Origin of the sequence: Brevibacillus sp. M2.1A (genome assembly GCF_013284355.2) — a bacterium.
Lineage (GTDB): Bacteria > Bacillota > Bacilli > Brevibacillales > Brevibacillaceae > Brevibacillus.
The window spans coordinates 1,720,507-1,744,291 of the sequence record NZ_JABSUY020000001.1 but is presented as its reverse complement, the minus strand read 5'-3'; the positions used below and the strand labels follow the sequence as shown (position 1 = coordinate 1,744,291).

At 46.4% G+C, this 23,785-nt stretch carries 25 protein-coding genes and 1 riboswitch; of the genes, 11 read left to right on the top strand and 14 right to left on the bottom strand.

Annotated features, from left to right (window positions below):
* Positions 1 to 20: 20 nt before the first annotated feature.
* From HP567_RS08625 to nadD, 3 genes are read left to right on the top strand one after another with little or no spacing between them, the layout of a single operon-like run.
* Positions 21 to 809 carry an NUDIX hydrolase gene (locus HP567_RS08625; RefSeq protein WP_173609080.1) on the top strand — a complete coding sequence of 263 codons (789 nt, stop codon included), beginning with the start codon at positions 21 to 23 and terminating at the stop codon, positions 807 to 809.
* Positions 810 to 837: 28 nt separating this feature from the next.
* Positions 838 to 1,383: a cysteine hydrolase family protein gene (locus HP567_RS08620; protein ID WP_173609081.1), complete on the top strand. Its 546-nt coding sequence runs from the start codon at positions 838 to 840 to the stop codon at positions 1,381 to 1,383.
* A 29-nt stretch (positions 1,384 to 1,412) separates the two neighbouring features.
* A complete protein-coding gene (nadD, locus tag HP567_RS08615) occupies positions 1,413 to 2,051 on the top strand; it encodes a nicotinate-nucleotide adenylyltransferase (RefSeq protein WP_173609082.1) in 639 nt (212 codons plus the stop codon).
* 59 nt (positions 2,052 to 2,110) lie between these two features.
* Here nadD and HP567_RS08610 read toward each other — a convergent pair whose 3' ends face one another.
* From HP567_RS08610 to HP567_RS08585, 6 genes are all read right to left on the bottom strand, one after another.
* Positions 2,111 to 3,016 carry a DMT family transporter gene (locus tag HP567_RS08610; RefSeq protein ID WP_173609083.1) on the bottom strand — a complete coding sequence of 302 codons (906 nt, stop codon included), beginning with the start codon at positions 3,014 to 3,016 and terminating at the stop codon, positions 2,111 to 2,113.
* A gap of 112 nt (positions 3,017 to 3,128) precedes the next feature.
* Positions 3,129 to 5,255: a bifunctional diguanylate cyclase/phosphodiesterase gene (locus tag HP567_RS08605; protein ID WP_173609084.1), complete on the bottom strand. Its 2,127-nt coding sequence runs from the start codon at positions 5,253 to 5,255 to the stop codon at positions 3,129 to 3,131.
* A 211-nt stretch (positions 5,256 to 5,466) separates the two neighbouring features.
* Positions 5,467 to 6,612, bottom strand: coding sequence for an alpha-hydroxy-acid oxidizing protein (locus HP567_RS08600; RefSeq protein ID WP_173609085.1), 1,146 nt, complete (start codon positions 6,610 to 6,612; stop codon positions 5,467 to 5,469).
* 125 nt (positions 6,613 to 6,737) lie between these two features.
* Complete coding sequence (locus tag HP567_RS08595; RefSeq protein WP_173609086.1) at positions 6,738 to 7,007, bottom strand: spore germination protein; 270 nt, start codon at positions 7,005 to 7,007, stop codon at positions 6,738 to 6,740.
* A gap of 151 nt (positions 7,008 to 7,158) precedes the next feature.
* Positions 7,159 to 7,902 carry an SDR family NAD(P)-dependent oxidoreductase gene (locus HP567_RS08590; RefSeq protein WP_173609087.1) on the bottom strand — a complete coding sequence of 248 codons (744 nt, stop codon included), beginning with the start codon at positions 7,900 to 7,902 and terminating at the stop codon, positions 7,159 to 7,161.
* Between the two features lie 41 nt (positions 7,903 to 7,943).
* Positions 7,944 to 8,699 (bottom strand): SDR family NAD(P)-dependent oxidoreductase, encoded by a 756-nt coding sequence (locus tag HP567_RS08585; RefSeq protein WP_229087963.1) that lies wholly within the window; start codon positions 8,697 to 8,699, stop codon positions 7,944 to 7,946.
* 136 nt (positions 8,700 to 8,835) lie between these two features.
* Here HP567_RS08585 and HP567_RS08580 point away from each other — a divergent pair, with 136 nt between their 5' ends.
* The gene (locus HP567_RS08580) at positions 8,836 to 9,762 is read left to right on the top strand and encodes a LysR family transcriptional regulator (RefSeq protein WP_173609089.1); all 927 of its coding nucleotides are present in this window, start codon (positions 8,836 to 8,838) and stop codon (positions 9,760 to 9,762) included.
* A 52-nt stretch (positions 9,763 to 9,814) separates the two neighbouring features.
* Here HP567_RS08580 and HP567_RS08575 read toward each other — a convergent pair whose 3' ends face one another.
* The 3 genes from HP567_RS08575 to HP567_RS08565 all read right to left on the bottom strand — a co-directional run bounded on the left by HP567_RS08575 (position 9,815) and on the right by HP567_RS08565 (position 13,332).
* Entirely contained in the window at positions 9,815 to 12,109 is a 2,295-nt protein-coding gene (locus HP567_RS08575) for a glycoside hydrolase (protein ID WP_173609090.1), read from the bottom strand.
* Between the two features lie 139 nt (positions 12,110 to 12,248).
* Complete coding sequence (locus HP567_RS08570; RefSeq protein WP_173609091.1) at positions 12,249 to 13,001, bottom strand: VanZ family protein; 753 nt, start codon at positions 12,999 to 13,001, stop codon at positions 12,249 to 12,251.
* Positions 13,002 to 13,005: 4 nt separating this feature from the next.
* Positions 13,006 to 13,332, bottom strand: coding sequence for a PadR family transcriptional regulator (locus tag HP567_RS08565; protein ID WP_088906130.1), 327 nt, complete (start codon positions 13,330 to 13,332; stop codon positions 13,006 to 13,008).
* Between the two features lie 465 nt (positions 13,333 to 13,797).
* Between HP567_RS08565 and HP567_RS08560 the strand changes: the two genes are divergently transcribed.
* Positions 13,798 to 14,061, top strand: coding sequence for a KTSC domain-containing protein (locus HP567_RS08560; protein WP_173609092.1), 264 nt, complete (start codon positions 13,798 to 13,800; stop codon positions 14,059 to 14,061).
* A gap of 64 nt (positions 14,062 to 14,125) precedes the next feature.
* Here HP567_RS08560 and HP567_RS08555 read toward each other — a convergent pair whose 3' ends face one another.
* The 5 genes from HP567_RS08555 to HP567_RS08535 form a co-directional block, all read right to left on the bottom strand.
* Positions 14,126 to 14,872 carry an amino acid ABC transporter ATP-binding protein gene (locus tag HP567_RS08555; RefSeq protein ID WP_217366951.1) on the bottom strand — a complete coding sequence of 249 codons (747 nt, stop codon included), beginning with the start codon at positions 14,870 to 14,872 and terminating at the stop codon, positions 14,126 to 14,128.
* A gap of 14 nt (positions 14,873 to 14,886) precedes the next feature.
* Positions 14,887 to 15,546 (bottom strand): amino acid ABC transporter permease, encoded by a 660-nt coding sequence (locus tag HP567_RS08550; RefSeq protein WP_173609093.1) that lies wholly within the window; start codon positions 15,544 to 15,546, stop codon positions 14,887 to 14,889.
* A gap of 73 nt (positions 15,547 to 15,619) precedes the next feature.
* Positions 15,620 to 16,396 carry an amino acid ABC transporter substrate-binding protein gene (locus tag HP567_RS08545; RefSeq protein ID WP_173609094.1) on the bottom strand — a complete coding sequence of 259 codons (777 nt, stop codon included), beginning with the start codon at positions 16,394 to 16,396 and terminating at the stop codon, positions 15,620 to 15,622.
* A gap of 160 nt (positions 16,397 to 16,556) precedes the next feature.
* On the bottom strand, positions 16,557 to 17,264 hold the full coding sequence (locus HP567_RS08540; RefSeq protein ID WP_173609095.1) for a DNA alkylation repair protein: 708 nt from the start codon (positions 17,262 to 17,264) through the stop codon (positions 16,557 to 16,559).
* Between the two features lie 122 nt (positions 17,265 to 17,386).
* On the bottom strand, positions 17,387 to 17,572 hold the full coding sequence (locus HP567_RS08535; RefSeq protein ID WP_173609096.1) for a hypothetical protein: 186 nt from the start codon (positions 17,570 to 17,572) through the stop codon (positions 17,387 to 17,389).
* Positions 17,573 to 17,677: 105 nt separating this feature from the next.
* Between HP567_RS08535 and HP567_RS08530 the strand changes: the two genes are divergently transcribed.
* The 6 genes from HP567_RS08530 to HP567_RS08505 all read left to right on the top strand — a co-directional run bounded on the left by HP567_RS08530 (position 17,678) and on the right by HP567_RS08505 (position 23,597).
* Positions 17,678 to 18,517: a DNA alkylation repair protein gene (locus HP567_RS08530; protein WP_173609097.1), complete on the top strand. Its 840-nt coding sequence runs from the start codon at positions 17,678 to 17,680 to the stop codon at positions 18,515 to 18,517.
* Positions 18,517 to 19,194 carry a Crp/Fnr family transcriptional regulator gene (locus HP567_RS08525; protein WP_173609151.1) on the top strand — a complete coding sequence of 226 codons (678 nt, stop codon included), beginning with the start codon at positions 18,517 to 18,519 and terminating at the stop codon, positions 19,192 to 19,194. The genes HP567_RS08530 and HP567_RS08525 overlap by 1 nt, the downstream gene beginning before the upstream one ends.
* Positions 19,195 to 19,278: 84 nt before the next feature.
* Positions 19,279 to 19,941 carry a peroxiredoxin-like family protein gene (locus tag HP567_RS08520; RefSeq protein ID WP_173609098.1) on the top strand — a complete coding sequence of 221 codons (663 nt, stop codon included), beginning with the start codon at positions 19,279 to 19,281 and terminating at the stop codon, positions 19,939 to 19,941.
* A 182-nt stretch (positions 19,942 to 20,123) separates the two neighbouring features.
* A riboswitch (cyclic di-GMP riboswitch) is annotated at positions 20,124 to 20,207 on the top strand.
* Positions 20,208 to 20,396: 189 nt separating this feature from the next.
* Entirely contained in the window at positions 20,397 to 20,951 is a 555-nt protein-coding gene (locus HP567_RS08515; RefSeq protein WP_173609099.1) for a GNAT family N-acetyltransferase, read from the top strand.
* Complete coding sequence (locus HP567_RS08510) at positions 20,944 to 22,434, top strand: methyl-accepting chemotaxis protein (RefSeq protein WP_173609100.1); 1,491 nt, start codon at positions 20,944 to 20,946, stop codon at positions 22,432 to 22,434. The genes HP567_RS08515 and HP567_RS08510 overlap by 8 nt, the downstream gene beginning before the upstream one ends.
* Before the next feature lie 113 nt (positions 22,435 to 22,547).
* A complete protein-coding gene (locus HP567_RS08505; RefSeq protein ID WP_173609101.1) occupies positions 22,548 to 23,597 on the top strand; it encodes an alpha/beta hydrolase in 1,050 nt (349 codons plus the stop codon).
* Positions 23,598 to 23,785 lie beyond the last annotated feature (188 nt).

The following is a 23,785-nucleotide window of genomic DNA, read 5'->3' as shown; positions in this document are numbered from 1 at the left end:
CAAACGGAAAGGATGATTTTGTGAGTACGTCTCCCCTTCGAGCCAAACGTATCCACTTTCGGACCAAAAAGTACCGCTCGCCGGATGGACTTCCTACAGATATTTGCCTCTTTACGATCCTTTCCATCCCGCGCCAAACGAAAACCAAATCGCTCCCACTCAAGCAATTGGCCGTTCTTCTGATCAAGCGAAAAAGCGATACATTTGCAGAGCAATGGGCATTGCCTGGCGGTTTTTCCCATGAATCGGAGACACTGGATGAATGTGCCTATCGTGAGTTGAAAGAAGAGACGAATATTGACCGTGACGTACACATCGAACAGCTGAAGACCTACTACAAGCCGGGAAGAGACCCTCGTGGTTGGATCCCGAGTGTTGCCTATGTCTCCCTCGTTCATGAAGATTTATTGAAGCACGCACAGGCAAATGACGATGCATCAGACGCGCAGCTGTTTCCAATCGAGGAAGCTTTTGCCCTCAACCTTGCTTTTGATCATCGTGAAATTTTGACTGACGCCTTACAGCGCGTTCGGGAGCAAATGCTGCAAACGACAATCGCCAAAGCGTTTTTACCAGATGAGTTTACCTTGAGTGAACTGCTGCAAGTGATCGAGACCGTCGTTCCATCCTTTTCAGCAAAGGATCGCGGTAATTTTGAGCGGCGCCTGCTTGCGACAACCAGACGGCAAGGACTTCTCGAGCCAGTTCTATCTGCTGACGGACAGCCTGTCTACTCGACCGAGTTTTCGAATTCGCCAGCCAAGCTCTATCGCTTTACCGGCTTTACGCCAACTGCCATGATTTACTGATGAAATCCACATTCAGGAGGTTTATGCCATGAAAGCTTTGATTGTGATCGACTACACGAATGATTTTGTCGCGACAGATGGTGCATTGACTTGTGGAGAGCCTGGTCAGGCTATTGAGGGACGCATTGGAGAGTTAATCCGCGACTTCCTTGCAGAAGGCGACTTTGTCGTCATGGCAGTCGACGCTCATCGCGAGCAGGACCCGTACCATCCTGAGACTGGACTCTACCCACCACACAACATTATCGGTACGGCTGGCCGGAATTTGTATGGCAGCATTCAGGAGATTTACGAGGAATTCGAAGATACGATTCACTGGATGGATAAGACGCGCTACAGCGCTTTCCAAGGCACCGACCTTGCCCTATTGTTGCGCACAAGAGGTATTACCGAGATTCATCTGGTAGGTGTCTGCACAGACATTTGTGTGCTGCACACAGCAATTGAAGGCTTCTATAACGGCTTTTCTGTCGTCATCCACGAGGATGCTGTAGCGAGCTTTCTTCCCGAAGGTCACAAATGGGCTCTCGGTCATTTTCAAAACCAGCTTGGCATGACTGTTCAAAAGAAATAACAGGTTCATGACGATAGGAGGCAATTTTTATGCGAATCGGCATTTATGGCAGCAGCTTTGATCCCATCACGTACAGCCATTTGTTCACGGCTGCGACCGTCGCTCACCGAAGACGACTGGACAAAGTCATTTTCGTACCATGCTCTTCAAAGCGTCATGACAAAAAATTGCAGACAGAGGACGTCCATCGCTTGCATATGCTCAAACTGGCTTTGGCTGGCAGTACACACAAAACAAACAAAGATGGCGAACCTCTTTTCGAGATTTCAACAGTTGAAATGGATGCCTTGCCAGGTGAAACCTATACGTACGATACGATGATGCACATGAAAAGGAAGTACCCGAACGATGAGCTCTTTTTCATCATGGGATCGGATTTGTTAGAGGGACTCTCGAACTGGGGCAACGCTGAAAAGCTGGTCGCAGGCTTCAACTTCATCGTGATGTCGCGCGAAGGCTATCCGACCGCTGACCTGATTGCAGAGGACGCGCTGCTGCGCAATCATGACGAGCATTTCCTCATCATGAGCAAGGGCATCAACATGGGAATCAGCTCTACCTACATCCGAGACGAAATCCGCAAAGGTGGCGACCCCAGCTTCCTGTTGCCTGATGCTTGCCTTCAGTACATTTATGAAAATGGAATCTACAAAGAGCCTTACCTATAATCCCAAAAAGGAAAACAGCCGCAACTGTGAAGTGTCGGCTGTTTTCTTTGTCGTTTCCATCAGCGATTGAGATGATTGGCAATTGCAGGCTGTCGTATCTTTTTCTGATAGTTCACCAAGCAAATACTGCACACGATCAATACCAGTCCGGCGATGAGCGAATACGTAACCGGCTCGTCCATAAAAATAGTGCCAGTGACGACTGCGATGAGCGGCACGAGAAACGTAAAGGCGGCCACCTTGCTTGCTTCGCCTGCATTCACAAGCCCAAAGTAAATGACAATGGCAATCGGCACACCAAATGTAGCACCGTAGCTGAGGCCGATCAAATAAGGTACATTCCAGACAATGTCGGACCAGCTTTCTACGCCTGTCCCCAAAAGAGTTAAGGCCGCGCCACCAATGATGCATTGCATGGCAACCATCCAAAGCGAATCTACCTTGGCACTGACTTTTTTCACATAGATCACGCCCATCGCCCACGTCAGAGCCGTCAACAAGCCTAAAATGACGCCCACGATGGAAACCTGTCCAGTCAGACCATCTGCACTGACCGCAAGTATCCCGAAGAATCCCATGATCAGCCCAATGATTTTGAGCACTGTCATGCTCTCACCCAGCCACAACCAGGCAAAGAGTCCAATCAGGATTGGCTGGAAGTACACCAACACAGAGAATAATCCACCTGGCAAATACACGAGTCCAACCGTCTGAATGCCGTAAAAGCACAATGTATTCAGAAAGGCAGATATACAATAGCTCAACCAGTTTTCACGCCAGTTGATCTTTTTCCATTTCGGTAAAATGAATAAAGCTAGCAGAAGTCCGCCAATCAGCGAACGCATTCCTGCGAATAAAATCGGTGGAGTATAAGCGAGTGACATTTTGTAAATCGACCAGCTTAATCCCCACATCAACACCAAACTTGCAATAGCGACTACAGTCTTACCCGAAAACTTTCCCACGAGGGGCCTCCCTTTCTAGCTGCACACTTGCACTTATGTTTTTGTCCGCCTCCTATAGTACCACACAAAAGAAACAGCCGGATGTTCTCACCCGGCTTTGCTTCCTGCCATTTTATTGCTGTTCTTGACGCAGGAACTGATCGAAATCATCTGTCGGAAGCGGTTTGCTGAACAAATAGCCTTGACCGTGGTCACAGCCATTTTCCTTCAATGCCGCTACTTGATCATGGAGTTCAATTCCCTCAGCGATGACATTCATATTGAGACTTTGTGCGATCGTGACAATCGCTTTTACAATCGCTTGACTCTCCTGATTGTGATGAATGTCGCGAATAAATGAGGCGTCAATTTTGATTGTATCGACTGGCAAGCTTTTAATATAACTAAACGAGCTATAGCCTGTCCCAAAATCATCAATCGAAATTTGGATGCCGATTTCCCGAATCTGTTGCAGGACTGCCGTCGCCTCTTCCATTTTGACAAATATGCTCTCCGTAATCTCGAGCTCCAGCCAATTAGGAGATAGCTTTGTTTCCTGAAGAATATCCTTGATCATCTCGACCAGATCTTTTTGATAGATCTGTCTCGCTGACAAATTCACAGAGACCTTCAGCGTATATCCTTCATCGTGCCAGATTTTATTTTGTTTGCACGCCTGTTTCAAAATCCATTCCCCAAGCGCCAGGATCATCCCTGTCTCTTCTGCGATTGGAATAAAGCGATTCGGCGGAATGATACCCAGTTCTGGATGCACCCATCTGACGAGCGCCTCCATGCCTGTCATCTCGCTTGTCGCGATATCAATTTTGGGCTGGTAGTAAATTTGGAACTGCTCTTGTTCAATGGCTTTCCGCATCTCATTTTCCATCAAGATACGCTCCAGCGACTTCGCCTCCATCGTAGGATCGAAAAAGTCATAGCCATTCTTCCCGCGTGATTTCACGGTATACAACGCTGTATCGGCCCGTTTCAACAAATCTTCTGGATTGTCCCCATCCTGTGGATACAAGGCGATGCCGATGCTGCACGACACGTTGAACACATGACCATCCAATTCAAACGGCCGCTGCAGCTGATACATGATCTGCTCCGCCAGCGCAGTTGCTTCATTGCGATCTTGCAGCTGGTTCTGCATAATTGTAAATTCGTCTCCACCCAACCTGGCCACGACATCTCCTGGCTTCAGACATGCCTGTAGACGCTTTGCTGCTTCGATCAGCAACATATCCCCTACATCATGACCGAACGAATCGTTCACATCCTTGAAACGATCCAAATCTAAAAACAGCACTGCCAGATTCGATTGGAAACGCTTGGCCTGCATCATTTCCTTGCTGAGCTGTTGGACATACATCCGTCGGTTCGGCAGATCTGTCAACGCATCGTGATAAGCCAAATGGTGAATCGTCTCTTCGGACTGTTTCCGGTCTGTGACGTCACGGGTAACGAGGAGGAGCTTGGTCACATTTCCTTCTTCATCCACAATCGGATTGATTTTACTCTCAGTCCAGATCACATCGTTTCTTTGGGTATTAATCCGGCATTCTACCATGTACTCTTTGCGCGTAGAGAAGGCATGCTGAATCGCATAAGCAAAAATATCCCGGTCATCCTCCACAATCCACTCGAACAGGTTATGGATTTCCTCATCCGGAACGGTATGCTCCCATACACGCTTGTGAGACGGGGACAAGTAAAGAAATTCCCCATCCAGGTTGATGATGCTGATGATATCCGACGTGTTTTCCGCGATGATACGATACTTTTCTTCACTCCGCTTTAGCTCATCTTCCATCTGCTTGCGAGCTGTGATATCACTGCGAATGGAAAGGTATTGATAGATTTCGCCCGCTTGGTTCTTAAATGGCACAATGGTGGTATCAACCCAATAATAGCTGCCATCTTTTGCGCGATTGCGAATTTCCCCCCGCCAAACCTGGCCAGATCGAATACAGGACCACATTTCTTTAAAAAAGCCTTTCGGATGGTAACCCGAATTAAGAATACGATGGTCCTTTCCAATCAATTCGCTTCGTTCGTATTTCGATATGCGGCAAAATTGTTCATTTGCCCGCAAAATAATCCCCTTATGGTCCGTAATTGCCAAGATCGTGGATTGGTCCAAAGCGTATTTGACATCTGCCAGCTCATTCACAACCATGTTCAGCTCACCATCTTTTTCGCGTAGTAGACCAGCCCAATCTTGGGGTGTCAGTGAAGATATCATTTGGTTTTTCATTTTCCATCACCTGCTTTGAATACAGTCAAAAAAAATGATCCTTACAGAAGGATCGTAACGTTCTGAATACAAGTTCGTTCCATTTTACCATGTTTTACCGAAAGATCAACGAGAACAACTGCGATAGATACAACATTTTTGCGAAAAAAATGAACCAGTGCATGTAGCCTGGCTCACTTTTTTAACAATGGATATGAACCGGCTGCTTTGCTTACAACCGGGCAAGAATGCTGCGATTGAGGTCTGCGACAGAATTGCTGCCAGACAGTGCCATTGCGACGTCAAATTCATGGATGAGTGTATCTAACACACTCGCTACGCCTTGCTCTCCGGCAACAGCCAGTCCATACAGAAATGGGCGACCAATCAAAATGGCATTGGCCCCTAAAGCAATCGCTTTAACGACATCTGCTCCTGTACGCACGCCGCTATCGAGCAATACAGGTATTTTGCCAGCTACTACCTCGGCAATCGCCGGCAATGCATCCAGCGTAGAAATAGCGCCATCCATCTGCCGCCCACCGTGATTGGAGACGATGATTCCATCTACACCATGCTCTAAAGCAAGGCGCGCATCATCCGGATGCAAAATGCCTTTTACCAAAATCGGCAGACGAGTATGCTCACGCAAAAAGGCGATGTCGTTCCAATTCAGCGCTGGATGATAAATGTTTTTCAACACTTCCTCCACTGCATTCTCCGGCGTTACCTCAGGGAGTCGCGAACAAAAAACAGGGTCTGTCAAGTAATTCGCCAGTCCTCTTCCTTCGCGCAGTGGCGAATACCCGTTGCGGAAGTCTCTGCGCTTCCACCCTAGCATGACGGTATCTACCGTGAGGACAATGGCAGAATAACCAGACTTTTCCGCTCGTCTGACCATGCTCGCAGAAACCTCTCGATCATTCGACCAATAGAGCTGGAACCAGCGATAGGCATCGCCCATCACTTCGGCAATCTGTTCGAGTGAATGAGCAGATACCGTACTGGCTACGAAAGGCACTCCGGCTGCTGCTGCCGCCTTGGCAGACGCCAGCTCTCCATCGGGATGTGAAATCGTCTGCATGCCTACAGGAGCCAAGAAAATCGGTGTGCGCAACGCTTGATTGTACATCGAAATACCGAGCGTGCGATTCGTCACATCCCGCATCATCCGCGGAATGATTGCCCAACGGGAAAAAGCTGTCCGGTTTTCTACGAGCGTTTCCTCTGCCCCTGATCCCCCGGCAACGTAATCAAATGGCCCATCAGGCAAAACCTCTCGCGCCTTTTTCTCCCAGTCTTCAATGGAAATCGGCAGTGCCTGCGTATCCTTGTTCACACGAGTAAATAAGAGTGATTCCTGATTTGTTTTCGTCATTTGGTTTGCTTCCTTTCTGCGATCGTCTTTCATCTTTTTTATCTCAATTCACATAAATTCGCAATAGTCTTAATCTCAACTCTATTATCGAGCTTGTCCACTTTCACACATGGCCTTTTTCAAGGCTACTTTTTCTTTTTGCCTTTTCGGGCTGCACGACGGACCCGTTTCTTTGCCTTTACTGTCTTCATCGTCTTCATTCCAGCGGCTCCTGAACCCACCCATGTATTGGTTTGGCTATTTTCATTGATGACCTTCACTACGTTGCCGCTATTGTTTCCACCCGAACCGGAGAACGATTTGGTTACGCTTTTCGGAGAGTTGTTTGCCGTATCGCCAAAGTTGATATTCCCGACATTATTGGTAATGGTCACCTTGCCCACAAAAGTCGGCAAAACTCCTCCCTCCCCGTTGCGTAGTCGCTTATTCCCATCCTATTCGAACGGTTTTGCGCCCGCTTGGACGATGGTGTAGGGCATTTGTCCGATGTGGTCTTGCAAAAAAAATCTCCCCGTGTAGACAATTCTACGCGAGGAGAAAGACATTTTATTGCGCGGTATAACCGCCATCGACCAGCAAGCTTGTCCCTGTGACGAAGGAAGCATCGTCGCTGGCAAGGAACAGAACAGCCTTGGCGACTTCTTCTGGTTTGCCCAAGCGTCCCATTGGATGCAACCCAATCAGGTGCTCATTCAAAGCTTCATTGCGCCCAGCAATCAAGGGTGTATCGATATAGCCCGGGCAGACCGCATTGACACGTATCCCTTGCTTGGCATACGTCAGTCCCAGTGTCTGGGTCAGGAGCTTCACGCCACCTTTGGCGGAAGAGTATGCTGTCACGCCCGCTTTTCCGGCATGGCTATGAATCGAGCCGCAGTTGACAATCGCGCCGCCAGTCCCTTGCGCTAGCATTTGCTCGATGACGTATTTATCACACAAGAACACTCCAGTCAGATTGATATCAATCGTTCTTTGCCAGTCATCCACGCTCAACAGATGACCAGGTGCGTCTTTCGCGATACCTGCGTTGGCAAACAAAATGTCTACCTTTCCGTACTTTTCTACAGTGGCGCTCACCATGTTTTTCACTTCGTCTTCTTTCGTTACGTCTGTTTTCACGAACAACGCGTCGAAGCCCGCTTGCTTCAGCTCTTCCGCCAATTCAGTTCCATGTGGGGAAAAGTCTGCAATCACTATTTTCGCCCCTTCTTTTGCGAAGAGACGGACAGTCGTTTCTCCGATTCCGCTTGCTCCACCTGTTACGATCGCTACTTTATTTTCCAATCTCATGGATAACTCCTCCTATTTTCGAAAATGGTATTTGTACCGTTTTATCGCGCTGTTGCGCCGCCATCGATGACGAATTCCGCCCCTGTGACATGGGAAGATTCGTCAGAAGCAAGGAACAGCACCATATTGGCTACATCCTCGACAGTTCCAAGTCGACCTGTTGGAGTCGCCTGTGCCAACTCTGCTTTTGAATGCTTTGTCGTTTCCGAAGCATAGGACACCATGTTTGTATCGATATACCCAGGGTGAATCGAATTCACACGCACACCTTGTGCTGCGTACTCCATAGCTGCATCCTTGGTCATGATGCGAACCGCTCCCTTGCTCGCTCCGTACAAGACGTGACCCGGCGCACCAAAAAGCCCGGCGATGGAAGACGCATTGATAACAGAACCACCTTGTTGTTTTGCCATGAGTGGCATCACATGCTTCATTCCCAAAAAGACACCCGTTACGTTAATCGCCATGAGACGATTCCATTCTTCAACGGTAATCTCCGCCAACGGTTTAATGATATAAATGCCTGCGTTGTTGAACAGGATATCTACTTTCTCGTATTGTTTTACGGTGGTTGTCACTACTTGCTGCCATTGCTCTTCACGGCTTACATCATGCGCAATCGCGATGGCTTCTCCACCGGCATCCTTGATTTCGGCTACCGTCTGGGAGGCACTTTCCAGATTGATATCCGTAACGACTACCTTGGCACCTTCCTTGGCGAAACGAATCGCCGTTGTTTTCCCGATTCCTGTTCCGCCACCGGAAATGATCGCTACTTTCCCTTCGAGTCTCGCCACGGTAAACGCCTCCATTGATGATGTCTCTTGTACCTGATCTCTTGCCTTGCTTTCATTATAGGACTCTTTTATATTTAAAAATATGTAAACATACTTACCCTTCCTTAAGCACGACTAAAGGATGTGCTGTTACCAAATGCATCTGGAACAACTGGAATATATCGTAGAAATAGCAAAGGCAGGCTCCTTGACCAAAGCCGCTCAGAACAAGCATGTCACACTCTCGGCGATCAGCCAGTCGCTCTCGAGTCTGGAAGCAGAGCTGGGCGTTACTCTGTTTACACGTTCGCGTCTTGGCGCAGTACCGACCCCTGAAGGGCGCATTATCATCAAAAAAGCGTTTGAAGCCTTGGGAAAGATCCAGGAAATTTGGGAGGAAGCACAAAACTATACGAACACGTTGAGTGGAGAGCTGCGACTGGCGACCATTCCCGGTCCCATGAATCTTCTGGTCGATGCCGTCGCGAGCTTTAAAAAAGATTATCCTTACATCCGTACCGAAATTGCAGAAAAAGGCACACAGGAAATATTAGAGGACATTCTTCAGGACAAGCTGGACATTGGTCTGGTCATTATCCATGAGAACCTGCTCAAAAAGAGCGAAGGCCTCGGATTAGTGTTCGAACCGTTACTAGAGGGAAAAATGGTTGTAGGTGTAGGCAAAAACTCGCCACTTGCCTATCAGGATTCCGTCACACCTGAAGAGCTTCGCAAGCAATCCTTCGTCCTGTACAACGACGACTACGTCAAATGGTTCGTAGAGGATTTTGCCGCGACTTATGGTCCCGTCGACATTTTGTTTACGTCGAACAACACAGAAGCGCTCCGCAATGCAATCCGGCAAAATCTCGCGGTAACCATCGGACTGGACTACTCTTTTGTTCATGAACCTCATTTGCAGGACTCCGATTCAATTACGCTTGATTTGGATATTCCTTATCAACAACCCGTCTATTATGGGTGGGTTCGCTCGGAGGAACGGCATTATTCCCGTATTTCCATGAATTTCATCAATCGACTTCAATACGATTTGAAAAGCAAGAAATACCCACTCACTCCTTAGAAGAAAAAAGGCTGCCGCTTCATTTTCGCGGACAGCCTTTTTCAAATCGTTCTTACTGCGCTGGAGCAAAGAAGGTTTGTTTATCGTTTCCGTTCTTAATCAGCGCTGATCTGGCCTTCACCACTTGCCCCTCGTACGTGAAATCTTGCTTAGAGAAATTGACGATCACTTGCAGATCATCCCCGTAAACCGACTTCTGCACGAGCCTGTCTTCGGACAACACGCGATAATCCGTCATTTCCTGTTGCACAGCTTTTTTATGGAAAGGAGACCATACCTTCAAATAGTTTGTGATCAATGATTGGTTTGCATCCCACATCTTTTTATCCAAATGATAGAGCGGCGGTACATTGTAAAGCAGCTCCTTGAGCATACGAGTGCCGACTTCCCCCTTGATCTTCAGGCTGCTCCACTCCCAATGATGGCTCGTGATTACCGCGTTATTGTACACCAGCTTGTACAGTGGCAACGAATAGGCAGGATCAATGTATACATGACGATACTCTTCCTTGATCGGAACCTGTTTGGCATATCGTTCTGGGATCTCTCCCGCCGGGGACCAGTAGCCTCCTACATAATACGGGCTTTGCTTGTTTTTTCGCATGTCCGAATCTGCCCACTTGATGACAGGCGTTTCAATGCCATGGGCAAAGGCGATACTCCGGCTGGCAAAGTCATTTCCAGTCTCAGACCCGATGACCAATTTCTTTTCATCGCGAATGTAGTCCATACGCGCAAGCTTCGCCTTCATATCCTCTGCCTCAGTCGTCGTGTGCTGCGGCGAATAATCATCGTTGAAATCCCCTGCTGCATCCACGTCAATAAACCACGAATTAAAAGCGACATCGTTACTCATAATGTCATCCATGCGCTGTTTGACACTTGGTAGTGAGAGCGTTGGATTCAGCAATCTCCCCTGCTGGAGAAAACCAGCTTTTTTCTCTCCATTTTTCTTCGAGATCGTCGCGTTCTCATACAAGCTCTTATCCTTGAAAATAGCCGTATTCCAATCCGGATTTTCCTCCTGATGAATCGAGTGGTAGGAATCGTAGCTGGCGATCAAATAGCCTGTCTCATTCGCCTCTTGAATGAATGCTGGCTTCATGTAGGCAGCCGTCCAATCCGGCAAACCGATCCATGCCTGATCAATCCCAGCCGCTTTCATTTCTTTCAAGAGATCAGTAGAGTCGACATTCCCCCATTGTTCCACAGGTGGAACAACATCCTGCAGCACACTTTTCAGCAGCTTTTTATTCAAGTCGTACAGCTGTGATTCCGTCAACGAGTCGATCCCTTTTCCAAACGATTTTTTTACCTCTTCATCGACATGTGGAAATCGCTGCGGATTGTAAAACTCACGGGAACGCAAAGCGTCATTCAACCCGCTGAGTATCGCTTTCTTTTGATAATCTGCGACGTAATCCTGCTTCTGAATCTCGCGGAATTGCTGGATGCTCTCTTTTCCGTCCACTCCATTGGAAGTCAAGATTTTCTCAAGTGCCCCGATGAAGTTCTCGTTTAGTTTCGTTTTCAGCGCGTTCCAACTCACATCGTCGACCGATAGGAAGCTCTTATTCCACAAGTAAAAATGAGGAGCACCGTAAAGCTTTTCGATATTCGGATTGGCTCTGGCTTTTTCAGCCAGGGTTAGCAGTTCTCCCTGCTCCTTGACATATTGCTTGTAAACATCTGCTACGCTAACCGGATCGTTGTCTGTGACGTACAAGCGGAACCCGTAGGTCTTGTCCGGATTAATCGTCGGGAACTCGTGCGAAAACGTAAACGCAATCGTTGGATCAACGGCAAAATCGACAGTGTTGTTAAACAAATTGTCCACGACGTACATCAGCGCATACTTGCTCTTGTTCACAGCAAAAAAGCGCATGGCAAAAGACTCCGCAAAGCTAAGACTCTCTTCTTTTAAAAATGACTGCCACTTGCTGTCATCCGCAGGAATCCATTTTCCTTCTCCCAAGGGCACCATGTAGCTTGCTCCTTTTACTGTCGGCCAGGAAAAGCTATCTGTTCCTGTGGAAGTCAGGGTGATTTGCAAATGATCCTCTTTCTTTGTGATCGAGACATCCAGCTGATCGTCCGGATAGCTCCAGGCAATCTCTTGTTCACCTTTCCGTACATTCATTACCTTGCGCGCAGGCATCGGCTCCGAAGCACTTTCCTTCACACCGTCTCTCTCGACAAATACTTCGAAGGTCTCCGGCTTCACATCAAAAGTAAAATCTGCATGCTGCTTTGGCTGCACCTGCTCGATAGCAAGGTTGTTCTCACAACCAACGACTACTTGGAGCATCAGTACAAATACCAGTAGTAAAATTCCTGTTTGTTTCATGAAATCCCCCTAAATTGAATCACTATGTATATCGTATCACGATGTTTTTGTGTAAAAAAAGCCAAAGCCTTTGCCAAGGCCGCCTCACATCTGTGCGACCTCGCTAAATCAGAAGGCTTTTTCGACTCTGATTCTGTTGTTACGACGTTGCAGACAAATCATCATCGTATGGGATGCTTTTCCGTCGCCTGTAGATGAGAGCCGCTCCTAATCGGAACATTCCGTAGCCAATGAGTCCCCCGAGTACGTTTAGCAGCAGATCATCGACATCAAAACTGCCTAACGATAACAATAGTTGCAGAGTTTCAATGATGAGACTGACAAAGAGCGTGAGAAAAAATACGCGATGAATGTTTTGGAATCTAAGGAAAAGCAGTGGTACCAGCAACCCAAGCGGCACGAACAAGATGACATTTCCAGCCAGATTGAACACCAATATATCAATGTTGTATTTGTCATAACGGTATACGTAATCCACCAATGTATGAAATAGGTTCGTGTTTAGAAACGGCTGACTGTACTGCGGAGCGCCATATGCAAGCATCCTTTCCTTCCATTCAACCATAAAAGCTCTGCTTTCCCATCGCTCAGGCGACAACAACAAGTAATAGCTGAGGACGGCTACATACATACAGAATAAGCTCATGACCCATTTGCGGAAATATTTATCAATGAGCGGCATGGATTCAGACAGTTGCCGACTGATTGCTCCCGTAGGCCCGAATCGTTGAAGGGTCAAAGATACTGCTTCCTTTTCTTCATAGCCTTCTTCAACGAGCTCACTTTTCATGCTGTTCAAATGATCCATCAGCTCATCTTTGACATCCCGCTTTTCCCATTTCGAGCACGGCAAGCGACTGACAACCTGCTCTGCATATTCTTCGAGCTTCATTTGTTTACTCACTTCCCTTATTGCACAGCATAATGAGTCGGCTTAAGCTCTGCCAATCCTTCATCTTGTCTTGAAGAAGGCCCTGGCCGGTCTTGGTAATCCGATAATATTTGCGGCGTCCGCCTTCGTTGGCTTCCCCCCAGTAAGACTCCACTGCCTTTTGCGTCTCCAGTCGCTTTAGGGCAGGGTATAGTGTGCCTTCACCGATTTCATACAGTTCATCGCTTTTATCGCGAATCTTCTTGGCCAACTCATAGCCGTACTGATCTTTCTGTGCGATCAGCGAAAGAAGCAATAGATCAATGCTTCCTTTCAACAACTCCTTGTTCATAAAAGCATCTCCTTCCCGTGACATGCCTAGAGATTATCACACTATACCTCGTGATACAAGGTAATTTAAAAAAGAAATTCGCGGAATGTCATTTTGGTTCTATGTAATTATTGACAATAATAAAATAGGTAATATAGACTATATTCGACAACGTTTTTCATGAAATTACATACTTTCGGATGATCGTTTTTTCTATACGCATCCAGATGATAGGCCCATAGAACGAAGCAAAAAGAAGATTTTCACTTTTTTGGAGCGGGTTACTTTCAATTCGTGACTTCATTCTCTCTAACAGGAGGCACTTACATGCTTGCCGACTTTTCGATGATCGTTCTGAATACGGTTCTCTTAGCCTATTTTGCAATCGGTGTGCTATTTTTGTATTCCGAATCCAAATTTTTGCGTAAAATGAAGACTCGTAGAAATAGATAAGCCGATTTTTAGATAAAGGAGTTTGCAGATACATTGAGATCTTTTTTCCGCCAATTTCTGCCACGTCAGAATCACCCCCAAGAAATTACCTACAAGGAACTGGATTCGAAATTGATCAAAGCTGCTCGGTACGATCTGGCTGCAAGCCACCTCTACATCCGTTTTCACGATGGACGCGAGCTCGTTTACTGTCGGGTCACTCCTTACGCCTACAATGCGTTTTTAAATGCTGACTCGTTCAGCGATCATTTTCATTCGTTCATCAGCCAACGGTACTTGAACTACCAGGTGATGTAGCCTGTCTATACAAAATGCCCTCAGTCTGTCTTCTCGACACTGAGGGCATTTATTGTTGATCATACTATTTTAAGGCGCGATGCAAAAAGGATTTGGTCCGCTCAAATTTAGCGTTTGTAAACAATTGCTCAGGTGTCCCCGACTCTACGAATTCCCCTTTGTCCATAAACATGATTTGGTTTGCCACCTCGCGTGCGAATCCCATCTCATGCGTCACCACCATCATCGTCATATGCTCCTGGGCAAGCTGCTTGATGACTTGCAGGACCTCACCCGTCAGTTCGGGGTCGAGAGCAGACGTAGGCTCGTCAAACAACAAAATTTGGGGGTTCATCATCAGTGCTCTGGCGATCGCCACACGCTGCTTCTGTCCGCCTGAGAGCTTCGCCGGATACGCGTCAGCCTTATCAGACAGGCCGACCTTTTCCAAGAGCTCTGCACTCTTTCTTTGGATGTCCTGTGCCGCCTCACCTTTGACTACGCGTGGCGCGATCTCCAGATTTTCCTTCACCGTTAGATGAGGGAACAGATTAAAATGCTGAAAGACCATGCCCATTCTCGCTGTGATCTGCTTGATTTCCTGGTTGCTGGCATAAACGCCGTCCTTCACCAAATAATCATCCTGTACACGAATACTGCCACCATTCACCTGCTCCAGATTGACCAAGCTGCGTAGCATCGTGCTTTTGCCGGAGCCAGAAGGCCCGATTACTGCCACGACTTCGTTCTTTTTCACCGAAAACGAGACATCTCGCAAAACTTCTTGATTGCCAAACGATTTCTTTAGATTCGATACTTGAATGATATCCATAATGCGCCAGCCCTTTATTCGAATTTAAACCTTTTTTCCAGCCACTTAAAGAACAATGTCAACAATAGCGTCATTAACAAATAAATGATTCCGGCAATAAAAAACGGAACGATGGTAAAGTCGCGATTCACGGCCGTCTGTGCAAAGTGAAGCAATTCTGGGACAGCAACCGCATAGAGCAGCGCTGTGTCTTTTACAAGGGTGATTGATTCATTTGCGACGGCAGGCAAAGCCACGCGAAACATTTGCGGCAAAATAATCTTGCTGGTTGTCTGCCATTTGCTAAAGCCGAGGACCTGCGCCGCCTCGTACTGTCCTTTGTCGATCGACAGCAGTCCCCCACGGAAAATCTCGGCGAAATACGCTGCGTAGTTCAGCACGAAGCCGACACATGCAGCGACGAACCGATCCATCACCAAATACTCTCCCACTACGGGCAAGAGAGGCAGCCCGAAGCAAATAAACAACAACTGCAATAGAAGAGGCGTCCCACGCATCACATACACATACGTATGCGCGCACCAGGACAGCGCCTTATTACTGCTCTTTGCCAGTAAAGTGATCAAAAAACCTAATGGAATGGAAAGCAGAATGGCGATGATAAACAACAGCACCGTCATCTGTGCCCCTTCTAGCATGGGCTTCGTAATGGAGAGAATGTAGTCTACGCTCATCTTGGTATGCTCCTAATCCTGAAAATAAAAGCGTGGCTTCGCCAATCAAGCGGCGAAGCCATCGCTGTTCTTCTTATTTCAATACACGATTTTCGCCAAACCATTTTTCCGATATTTTTGCAGCTGTACCATCCTGATTCAACGCATCCAGTGCCTTTTGCAGCTCATTCAGCAATGCCTCGTTGCCTTTTTTGACGCCTATTCCATATTCCTCAGGGGACAGCGATTCTTCCAACTCTTTAAATGTTCCCGGCTCTTTTGTCATATAGTAATCGGCCACAACCTGGTCGATGACGACTGCTTCTACACGACCAATTTTCAAATCACTCAGTGCCAGCACGTTATCAGGGAACTCGGTAATCGATGTGACCTGATTTTTGATATCACTCGCATTAATCGCGTCAGCTGCGGAAGACAGCTTTTGCAAACCAATTGCTTTACCGGCCAAGTCTGACAGCTTGGTCAAGTTGCTATTTGCCATGGTGACCACTACTTGTGCGTTTTTCAGATAAGGCTTGGTAAAGAGAACCTTCCCTTTTCGCTCATCTGTAATCGTATATCCATTCCAGATTAAATCAATACGACCGCTGTTTAGTTCAGACTCTTTTGCACTCCAATCGATTGGTTGAAACTCGACTTGTTTCCCCATTTTTTCGCCGGCTGCACGCGCATAATCAATATCAAAACCAACAAGTTCATTTTTCTCATCCCGGAATCCCATTGGTGCGAACTTATCATCAATTCCGATAATCAGCTTGTTCGCGTCAGCGCCAGTGTTTGCGCTGGAACAGCCCACTACCAATGAAACCATCGCACTCAACAACAATGACATCCATGCTATTTTCTTCATCGTGATGATCCCCCTCGTTTCCCTACTCTATATTTTACTCTGATAAAGTGGTAATACGTTAACAAGGTATCATGATAGCACATTAGCAAAGAATAGTCGATACTTTAGTAAACAAAAGCACCCTAGAAATATACGCCAAATGATTGAGAAAAATGCCCGACTAGCAAATGCACGTCTTTTTCTTTTTTCCGACACTCCCTCGTTCCTCTATCTTTTTGATATACTCCGTAGCCAACGGAACCTTGCACGCTGTCTGTCCGACGTCCACATGTACTTTGCCAATCGCTGCTGCCACTTCCAGCGCTTCCTGATGAAGTTCCCGTACATATGCGCCTACTGAAATAACGAATTGATTCATGGTGTACCGTACGCGGTTCTGTTCCTGATGAATTGTCTCCTTCACTCTCATGAGGAGCCGTTTGATTTCTTCCTTATCTAGTTGTTCATCAGGAGTAATCGACAAGTAGTTCGAATACGTGTTCCACCCACATGTGGCTACCATTTCTTCTTTTGACTCGATCCATTCTCGAGCCAACTCCATGGCAAAATGGCTCTCAGCGGCTACACTCGCAACCGTATATTCGGCGGGCGCGTACCAAGACGCTTCCTGAACCCAAGCCTGCAGCCGCTCTTTTGTCATGCTCTTTGGGTCAACTGTCAATCCGGCCAAGTACATGGCGTCGTAGTTTCCCGTATCGTACAGCGCCTGGACGAGCTGCTGATCATGCTTTACCTCCTTGACCAGCTTTTTCATATCGCCGACTCGCACGCCGAATAAAGGCTCTTTTGCCCCATGCCGCAATAACGTTTTTTTCGTCTGTTCTGTCCCCATCGCTTCGAGCTTCTGCATGACTTCTTCCAGCGTCATCTTGCCGCCCTCCCTTTTCTTCTATTAATAGGATAACCAGCAGCCCTACCCCCAACACGAAAAAGCCCTCCTCATTCAAAGGAGAGCTTTTTCGTGTTGGAGCTTGACGCTCTTTTCTTATCCTACGCCTGATTGCGAACTTTGATATACGAAACATTTCTTACGTTGATGACAACATCATCATACTGGAGCCATCCGTTGTTTTGATTAGCGACCATTTGAATGATCTCTTCCGGTTCCGTCGATTCGATGCTAATCGTTTCACCGCCTCCGGAAAAGTAAAATTGAATCACCTTTACTTCCTTCATAAAATCCCCTCCTATTCCTTCTAGTTATCGGATGGTTGGAAAATTTTTGTTATGGGTGATTTTTATGTATACTTTTACCATTACTGCGATAAGGAGTTTGTTGAAATGCCAGATTCGGTACACACGAGAAAAGGAGCAAGTAAAGCCTCACTCATCCCTGACAATGTATTAGCACTCCTTCATGCTGGAGAATTAGAAAGCGTCAATTTGACTGAATGGCAGGCTGTTGATCATATGCATTTGTTACGAATCGTTCTGCCTCATGTTACGTTAGGTGCGTATGTCCCTCAACTTGTTGGTCAATTAGAAGAGACCGGATCAACGAGCGGAATGAAAGCTATCCGTCTGATTGGACAAGAACTGCTTGCGATCTTACACAAATCGGGTGAACCCACAGCTACGTCTTCTGTTTTCCTATCGTTGGCCAACCACAAGTCAGACAGTGTACGTTGCTGGAGTGCCTATATTATCGGCCTGGACAACACCTTATCTTTAGAAGAAAAACTAGCCCAAATAAGAAAATTCGCGGCTGATCATCATTTTGGGGTGAGAGAGATCGCATGGATGGCGATTCGAGATTCTCTCTTGCATGATCTGAACCATTCCATTCAACTCCTGAGTGAATGGGTACTTGATACCGACCAAAATATTCGCCGTTTTGCGGTAGAAGCCACACGCCCGCGTGGTGTCTGGTGTAAGCATATTGACGCATTGAAAAATGAGCCCGCTCGCTGCCTGCCTTTGCTCACACCAGTGAAGTCAGATCCAGCCAAATATGTTCAAGATTCTGTAGGGAATTGGTTGAACGATGCGAGTAAATCACAACCAGACTGGGTGACACAACTTTGTGACGAGTGGCTAAAAACCTCTGATACAAAGGAAACAAAAAGAATTATCACCAAAGCGAAAAGAACGATCCTGAAAAGTCGCACTGAACAGAAATGATGAACCGAATCACACATTTATCCCAATTTTATTTGTTGAATTCATTATCCGAGGATAGTTTGCGCTTAATTGATCAATTAACCTCTCTAACCCCTTTCCCCAAAAATACGTGCATTCAAACACCAGAAACTTTTTCAGAAGGCTTCTACTTCATCAAACAGGGAAAGGTACGCTTATATAAAGTAAATCGGGATGGTCGGCAGTTCACATTCGATATCCTCGGGGAAGGCAATGTGTTTGGAGAAGTGGATCTCCTCTCATTAGGTACAAGGGAGATGTATATAGAAGCCATCGAAGACTGCCTCATTTGTAAAATGAGCAAAGCAAAATTTGAAAGCTACATCATCGAACATCCGCAACTGATGATGAAGATCATGAAGGTCATTAGCGATAGAATGGTTTCGATCAGCCAAGCAGCCGAAAATCTTGCCCTTCTCCCTTTACAAGATCGCATTATTTCCACGTTGGTAAAGCTTGCCGATCAATTTGGCAATCCTAACAGTTCGGCGTTTCAACAAATTGACTTACCTCTTTCCCATCAAGAAATCGCCAATTTTGTTGGGGCATCCAGGGAAGCTGTGACGGTAGCATTACGTGCTTTAGCAAGAGAAGAACTGATTCAAACAGGCTTTAAATCTATTTCTATTCAGCGGGACAGGATTTTGAAGAAAATGTAATCCAGTTTACATCTTTCGCTCAAAAAGAAAGATATCGTAAAGCCATGGCTTCTACTATTCTTTCGAAAAAGAGGGGAACGACATATGGATAAACCACATTTTCAGAGCCTGCGCGAAGAGCTAGATTTTACAACCATTCAAATAGCAGACTTCCTCACCCGTGAAGTAACAGATGCATTTACAAGATCAATTGAGGAGCTGCGGACCTCTGAACTGGCAAAGGGCTTGCCGATTGGTTCGATTGCGCCTGATTTCACGTTGAACGATCACACTAGCAAGAATATTACCTTGTCGGAAGAAATCATAAAAGGTCCTGTCGTCCTCACATTTTTCCGTGGATCATGGTGCCCCTACTGCAATTTGGAGATGCAAGCGTACCAAAAACAGCTCGATACGATAACCTCTCTGGGTGCTCAATTGTTTGCCATTAGTCCACAATCTCCTGCACACTCTCTTACTATGCAAGAGAACAATCGTCTGAGCTTCCCCGTGTTATGCGATACCAATAATCAGGTAGCAGAAAAATATAGACTCATATTCAGACTGCCTGAGTATTTACATGATACCTACCGATCATTGGATATCGATCTCAATCATTTTAATAGCGACGATTCCTGGACACTCCCCATACCGGCTACTTATATCCTCGATGAACAGGGCGTAATCCGGTCAGTATTCTTAGATCCTGACTACAAAAAGCGAATGGAGCCTACTGAAGTTATAGACATTCTGCGCACCCTAACCTAACGCCCTACTCCCTATTTAATGAAGAACCAGTTGATACGGCAACTGGTTTTTTCGTACGTTCATATATTATGAACAATTAGTTACTTCTTCCTACCAAAACTTGACAAAGCTAATACAAATGGCTTATATTTTGCATGATTATGTCTAGCAAAATTCGACACAGTTTTACAATTTTTGCTAAAAAATGAAAAAGGCAAAGTCATCGAAAGGTGGCGACGCAAAACCACGGGTCTACAGTCTTTGACCATGATAGCCGGGTTGCCATCATCTTGAGACTATTTTTCGATGTTGGTAGCTTCGGTTGTTCCATTTCGATGGAACGGCCTTTTTTTGTGTTTCGTTTTTTGAAAGGAGGATGAAAGCACTTTCATTTTTGTAACAGATGGAAAAACATAACTTTTGAGACGTCAAACATACACAACACGGTAATCAGAAAATGATGGAGTGGAGAAGTTATGTACAAACAAGTAGAAACCGTACAAGAGTTAGCCAAATTTCATGAAATCAAAGAAACAGTATGGACAAGCATGGGCTTCGAGATGGAGTACGCGAAAGAAGGCTCGGCTCAGTTCCTCTTAATCGCCGAAGATGGTGAAGCAGGTGGAACATTTGAAATGACGCCCTTTTCCAAATCAAGTGCTTATATGAAATCACTTTTTCAGGATGTTGTTACAGAAGATATGAAAGTAATGGAGGTAGACAGTCTCGCTGTTCTGCCGAAATACCGCGGACAACTGGGGCAAAAAGGAATTTGCCTGATGATAGATTACGCTGAAAAGCATGGTTATACCCACGCAATCGGGGTAGCAGATCCGACCTTTTTTAAATTTATTAACACGAAGTATCAAGTAAAAGCAACTCAGACCAAAGATATCGTCTTTTACAAAGGGGCCGATGCGATTCCGACCCTTTTCCATCTAAAAGATGTCTATGACAATAAGCACGATCCGAAATATTCCTGGTACAATACGTCGTCATCCAACCAAGTAAAAGTCGAGGTAGGTGGGTAACATGGATAACATGGATAAAATTGATTTATTGAGAAGAAGAAACAATTGGGTCGTAATCGTATTCGCAAGTATTATTACGGTTGTTCAGGTCTTAAACCTCTTTCTAGGCGTTTCGTACACATTCGTTTTCACAATTCTGGGTATTTTGTATGGCGTACTGGCACCTTTTGCTTACATCTCTAATCGCCCGAGCTTCCGTGAAAAAGCAGCGCCCTTCATGAAGTTCTTTAACTTCGCCGTAATCGGGATCTTCATGTTCATCGTAGTCGGACTGGACCCGCATATGATCAATATCATGACCATTATGTTCTTCGTAGCAGTCATGGGGATTTATCAAGACCGACTCATCAATATTTTGACGATTGTATCGACATTGGGCATTGTCTCTTACTACTTCCTGACACAAAGAGAAACGATTTTCCATTCGACAAGCAATCTCGATCTGATGTACTTCCTGCTCACCTTCTGCTTTGTCTCTATCACGAGCATGATGCATGCTGTATTCAATAACAAGTTGCAAGAGGAAAGTGAGCAACAGAAGCAAGAAGCGATTGCCTCGAAGGAATCGTTGCAACGTGTTCTGGATAAGATCAATGAATCACTCACCTCTATGCAAGACTATCAAGAGAATTTGAACAAGGTAACGGACGGTGTCAATGTTCGCGCTGTCGAAACCGTCGCTTCCCTGCAAGACATCATGGAGTCCTTTACTGTCCAGACCAGCAATACAGACGAGCTGCGTCGGGAAATGAGCTCGACGAATTTGCAAGTTGAGGACATGACCCGCTCTGTTACAGAGATGCATGAGTACGTAGAATCGACCAAGGAAGCCACTAGCGAGAGTGGAAAACGCATTGGCAACATCGGTAATGACTTTGAACGATTCATCAAGGACATCCAAGGTACGAACCAGCTAATCCAAGAGCTCAATAAAGAAACCGAATCGATTGGAAAAATCATCCAAACCATTTCCGAGATTTCTGCACAAACCAATCTGTTGGCACTCAATGCCACGATTGAAGCGTCTCGCGCAGGCGAACACGGCCGAGGATTTGCTGTCGTCGCAGATGAAGTACGCAAGCTGGCAGAGTCCTCCAAGCTATCGTCCGAGTCGATCTCGAGCCTGCTCATGACCATCCGCGAAAAAATGAAACTCGTATCGGATATGATTTCCGAGTCGCAGACTTCTTTTGAGAAAAATAGCGAGGGCATTCTCGAAGTACAAGAAATGTTCACCAATGTAGACAACTACATGCAAAACTTCGCAGATAAAACGAAAAACCTGCAAGAGTTCATCGTCCATGTTCACAGCATGATTCAGGAAGTCGGCGCAAAAGTAGAAGTCAACGCAGATATTACCGACAAGAACAAAGAGAGCCTGGAAGAAGTGCTTGTGCTCGTTTCTGAGCAAAAAGACGAAGTCGTTAAGGTTTCTGGCGGCTTTGAGAAAATTGAACAGCAGATGCGTGGTCTCCATATGTAATCTTCCTGCAACCGCCTTTCACTGGCGGTTGTTTTCTTTTCTCATTTTGTAACCGAACAGGCATATAATAGAAATATTCTGATATTTTTACTTTGAAAGGAGGCACATCATTGATGGATGCAAGAATCGAAACCAAAACGATTCAGACCGATCGATTGCTCGTTTCCTACCTGACAGCAGGCGTACCGGAAGGAGAACCGCTTCTCCTCATTCACGGCAATGCATCAGCCAACCTGTTCTGGGATGATACCATTGCGGCTCTATGTGACCAGTACCGTCTGTATGCACCTGATATGCGTGGCTATGGAGCAAGTGAAGCATTGCCCATTGATGCGACACGCGGTTTGCGAGACTGGTCGGATGACCTTCATTCGTTTATTCGGGCATTGGACTTGCCAACGCCCATCCATCTTGCCGGCTGGTCGTTGGGTGGCGGGATCGCGATGCAGTTTGCCATCGATCACCCGCAGGAAGTCCGCTCTCTGATTCTCATCGCCCCCATGTCCCCTTACGGCTTTGGTGGAACCAAAGATATAGCTGGTACCCCGTGCTACAGCAGTTTCTCAGGCTCGGGTGGGGGAGCCGCCAACTCTGAGCTGGTCAAAAGGATTGCAGCCAAAGATATAGGCAATGAATCTCCCTCCAGTCCTCGCAATGTCATGAATCAGCTTTATTTCAAGCCCCCATTCCAAGTTGGCCCAGAGCAGGAAGACCGTTATGTGAACGCAATACTCTCTACGAGAATAGGAGAGGACTTTTACCCCGGTGCCTTTGAATACGTAAACGATTGGCCCGGTGTTGCTCCCGGAACGACAGGGATTACGAATGCGATTTCTCCCAAATACGTAAATTTGTCCGGTATTGTCCAGATGGAGCCGAAGTGTCCGATTTTATGGATTCGCGGTGCGGATGATGCCATTGTCTCGGATCAGTCGCTGGCTGATTTCGGTACGCTGGGCAAGCTTGGCTATGTCCCCGGATGGCCGGGGGAAGATGAATATCCCCCGCAGCCGATGGTCTCCCAAATTCGTGACGTGCTTGAACAATATCAGCGCGCTGGTGGTTCTTATCAGGAGATTGTCATGGAAAATGTGGGGCACGCTCCACACATCGAGAAAGCAGAGGAGTTTATCGAGCTCATTCGAAAAACCGTCAGGGCATGACCGTGACGGTTTTATTTTATGAAACATTGGTTCCCCCAGCCTTGCCTCCTTTAGGCGCATCTGGGGCGAAATTTTAGCAGAGTGAAAGGGAGAATTTTGAAAGAGATCAAGTTTATCGCCGCAAACGTGAATATTATGCAAATCGGCTAACCCCATTCTACTTCCTATCTTCCTATGCCATTCACACA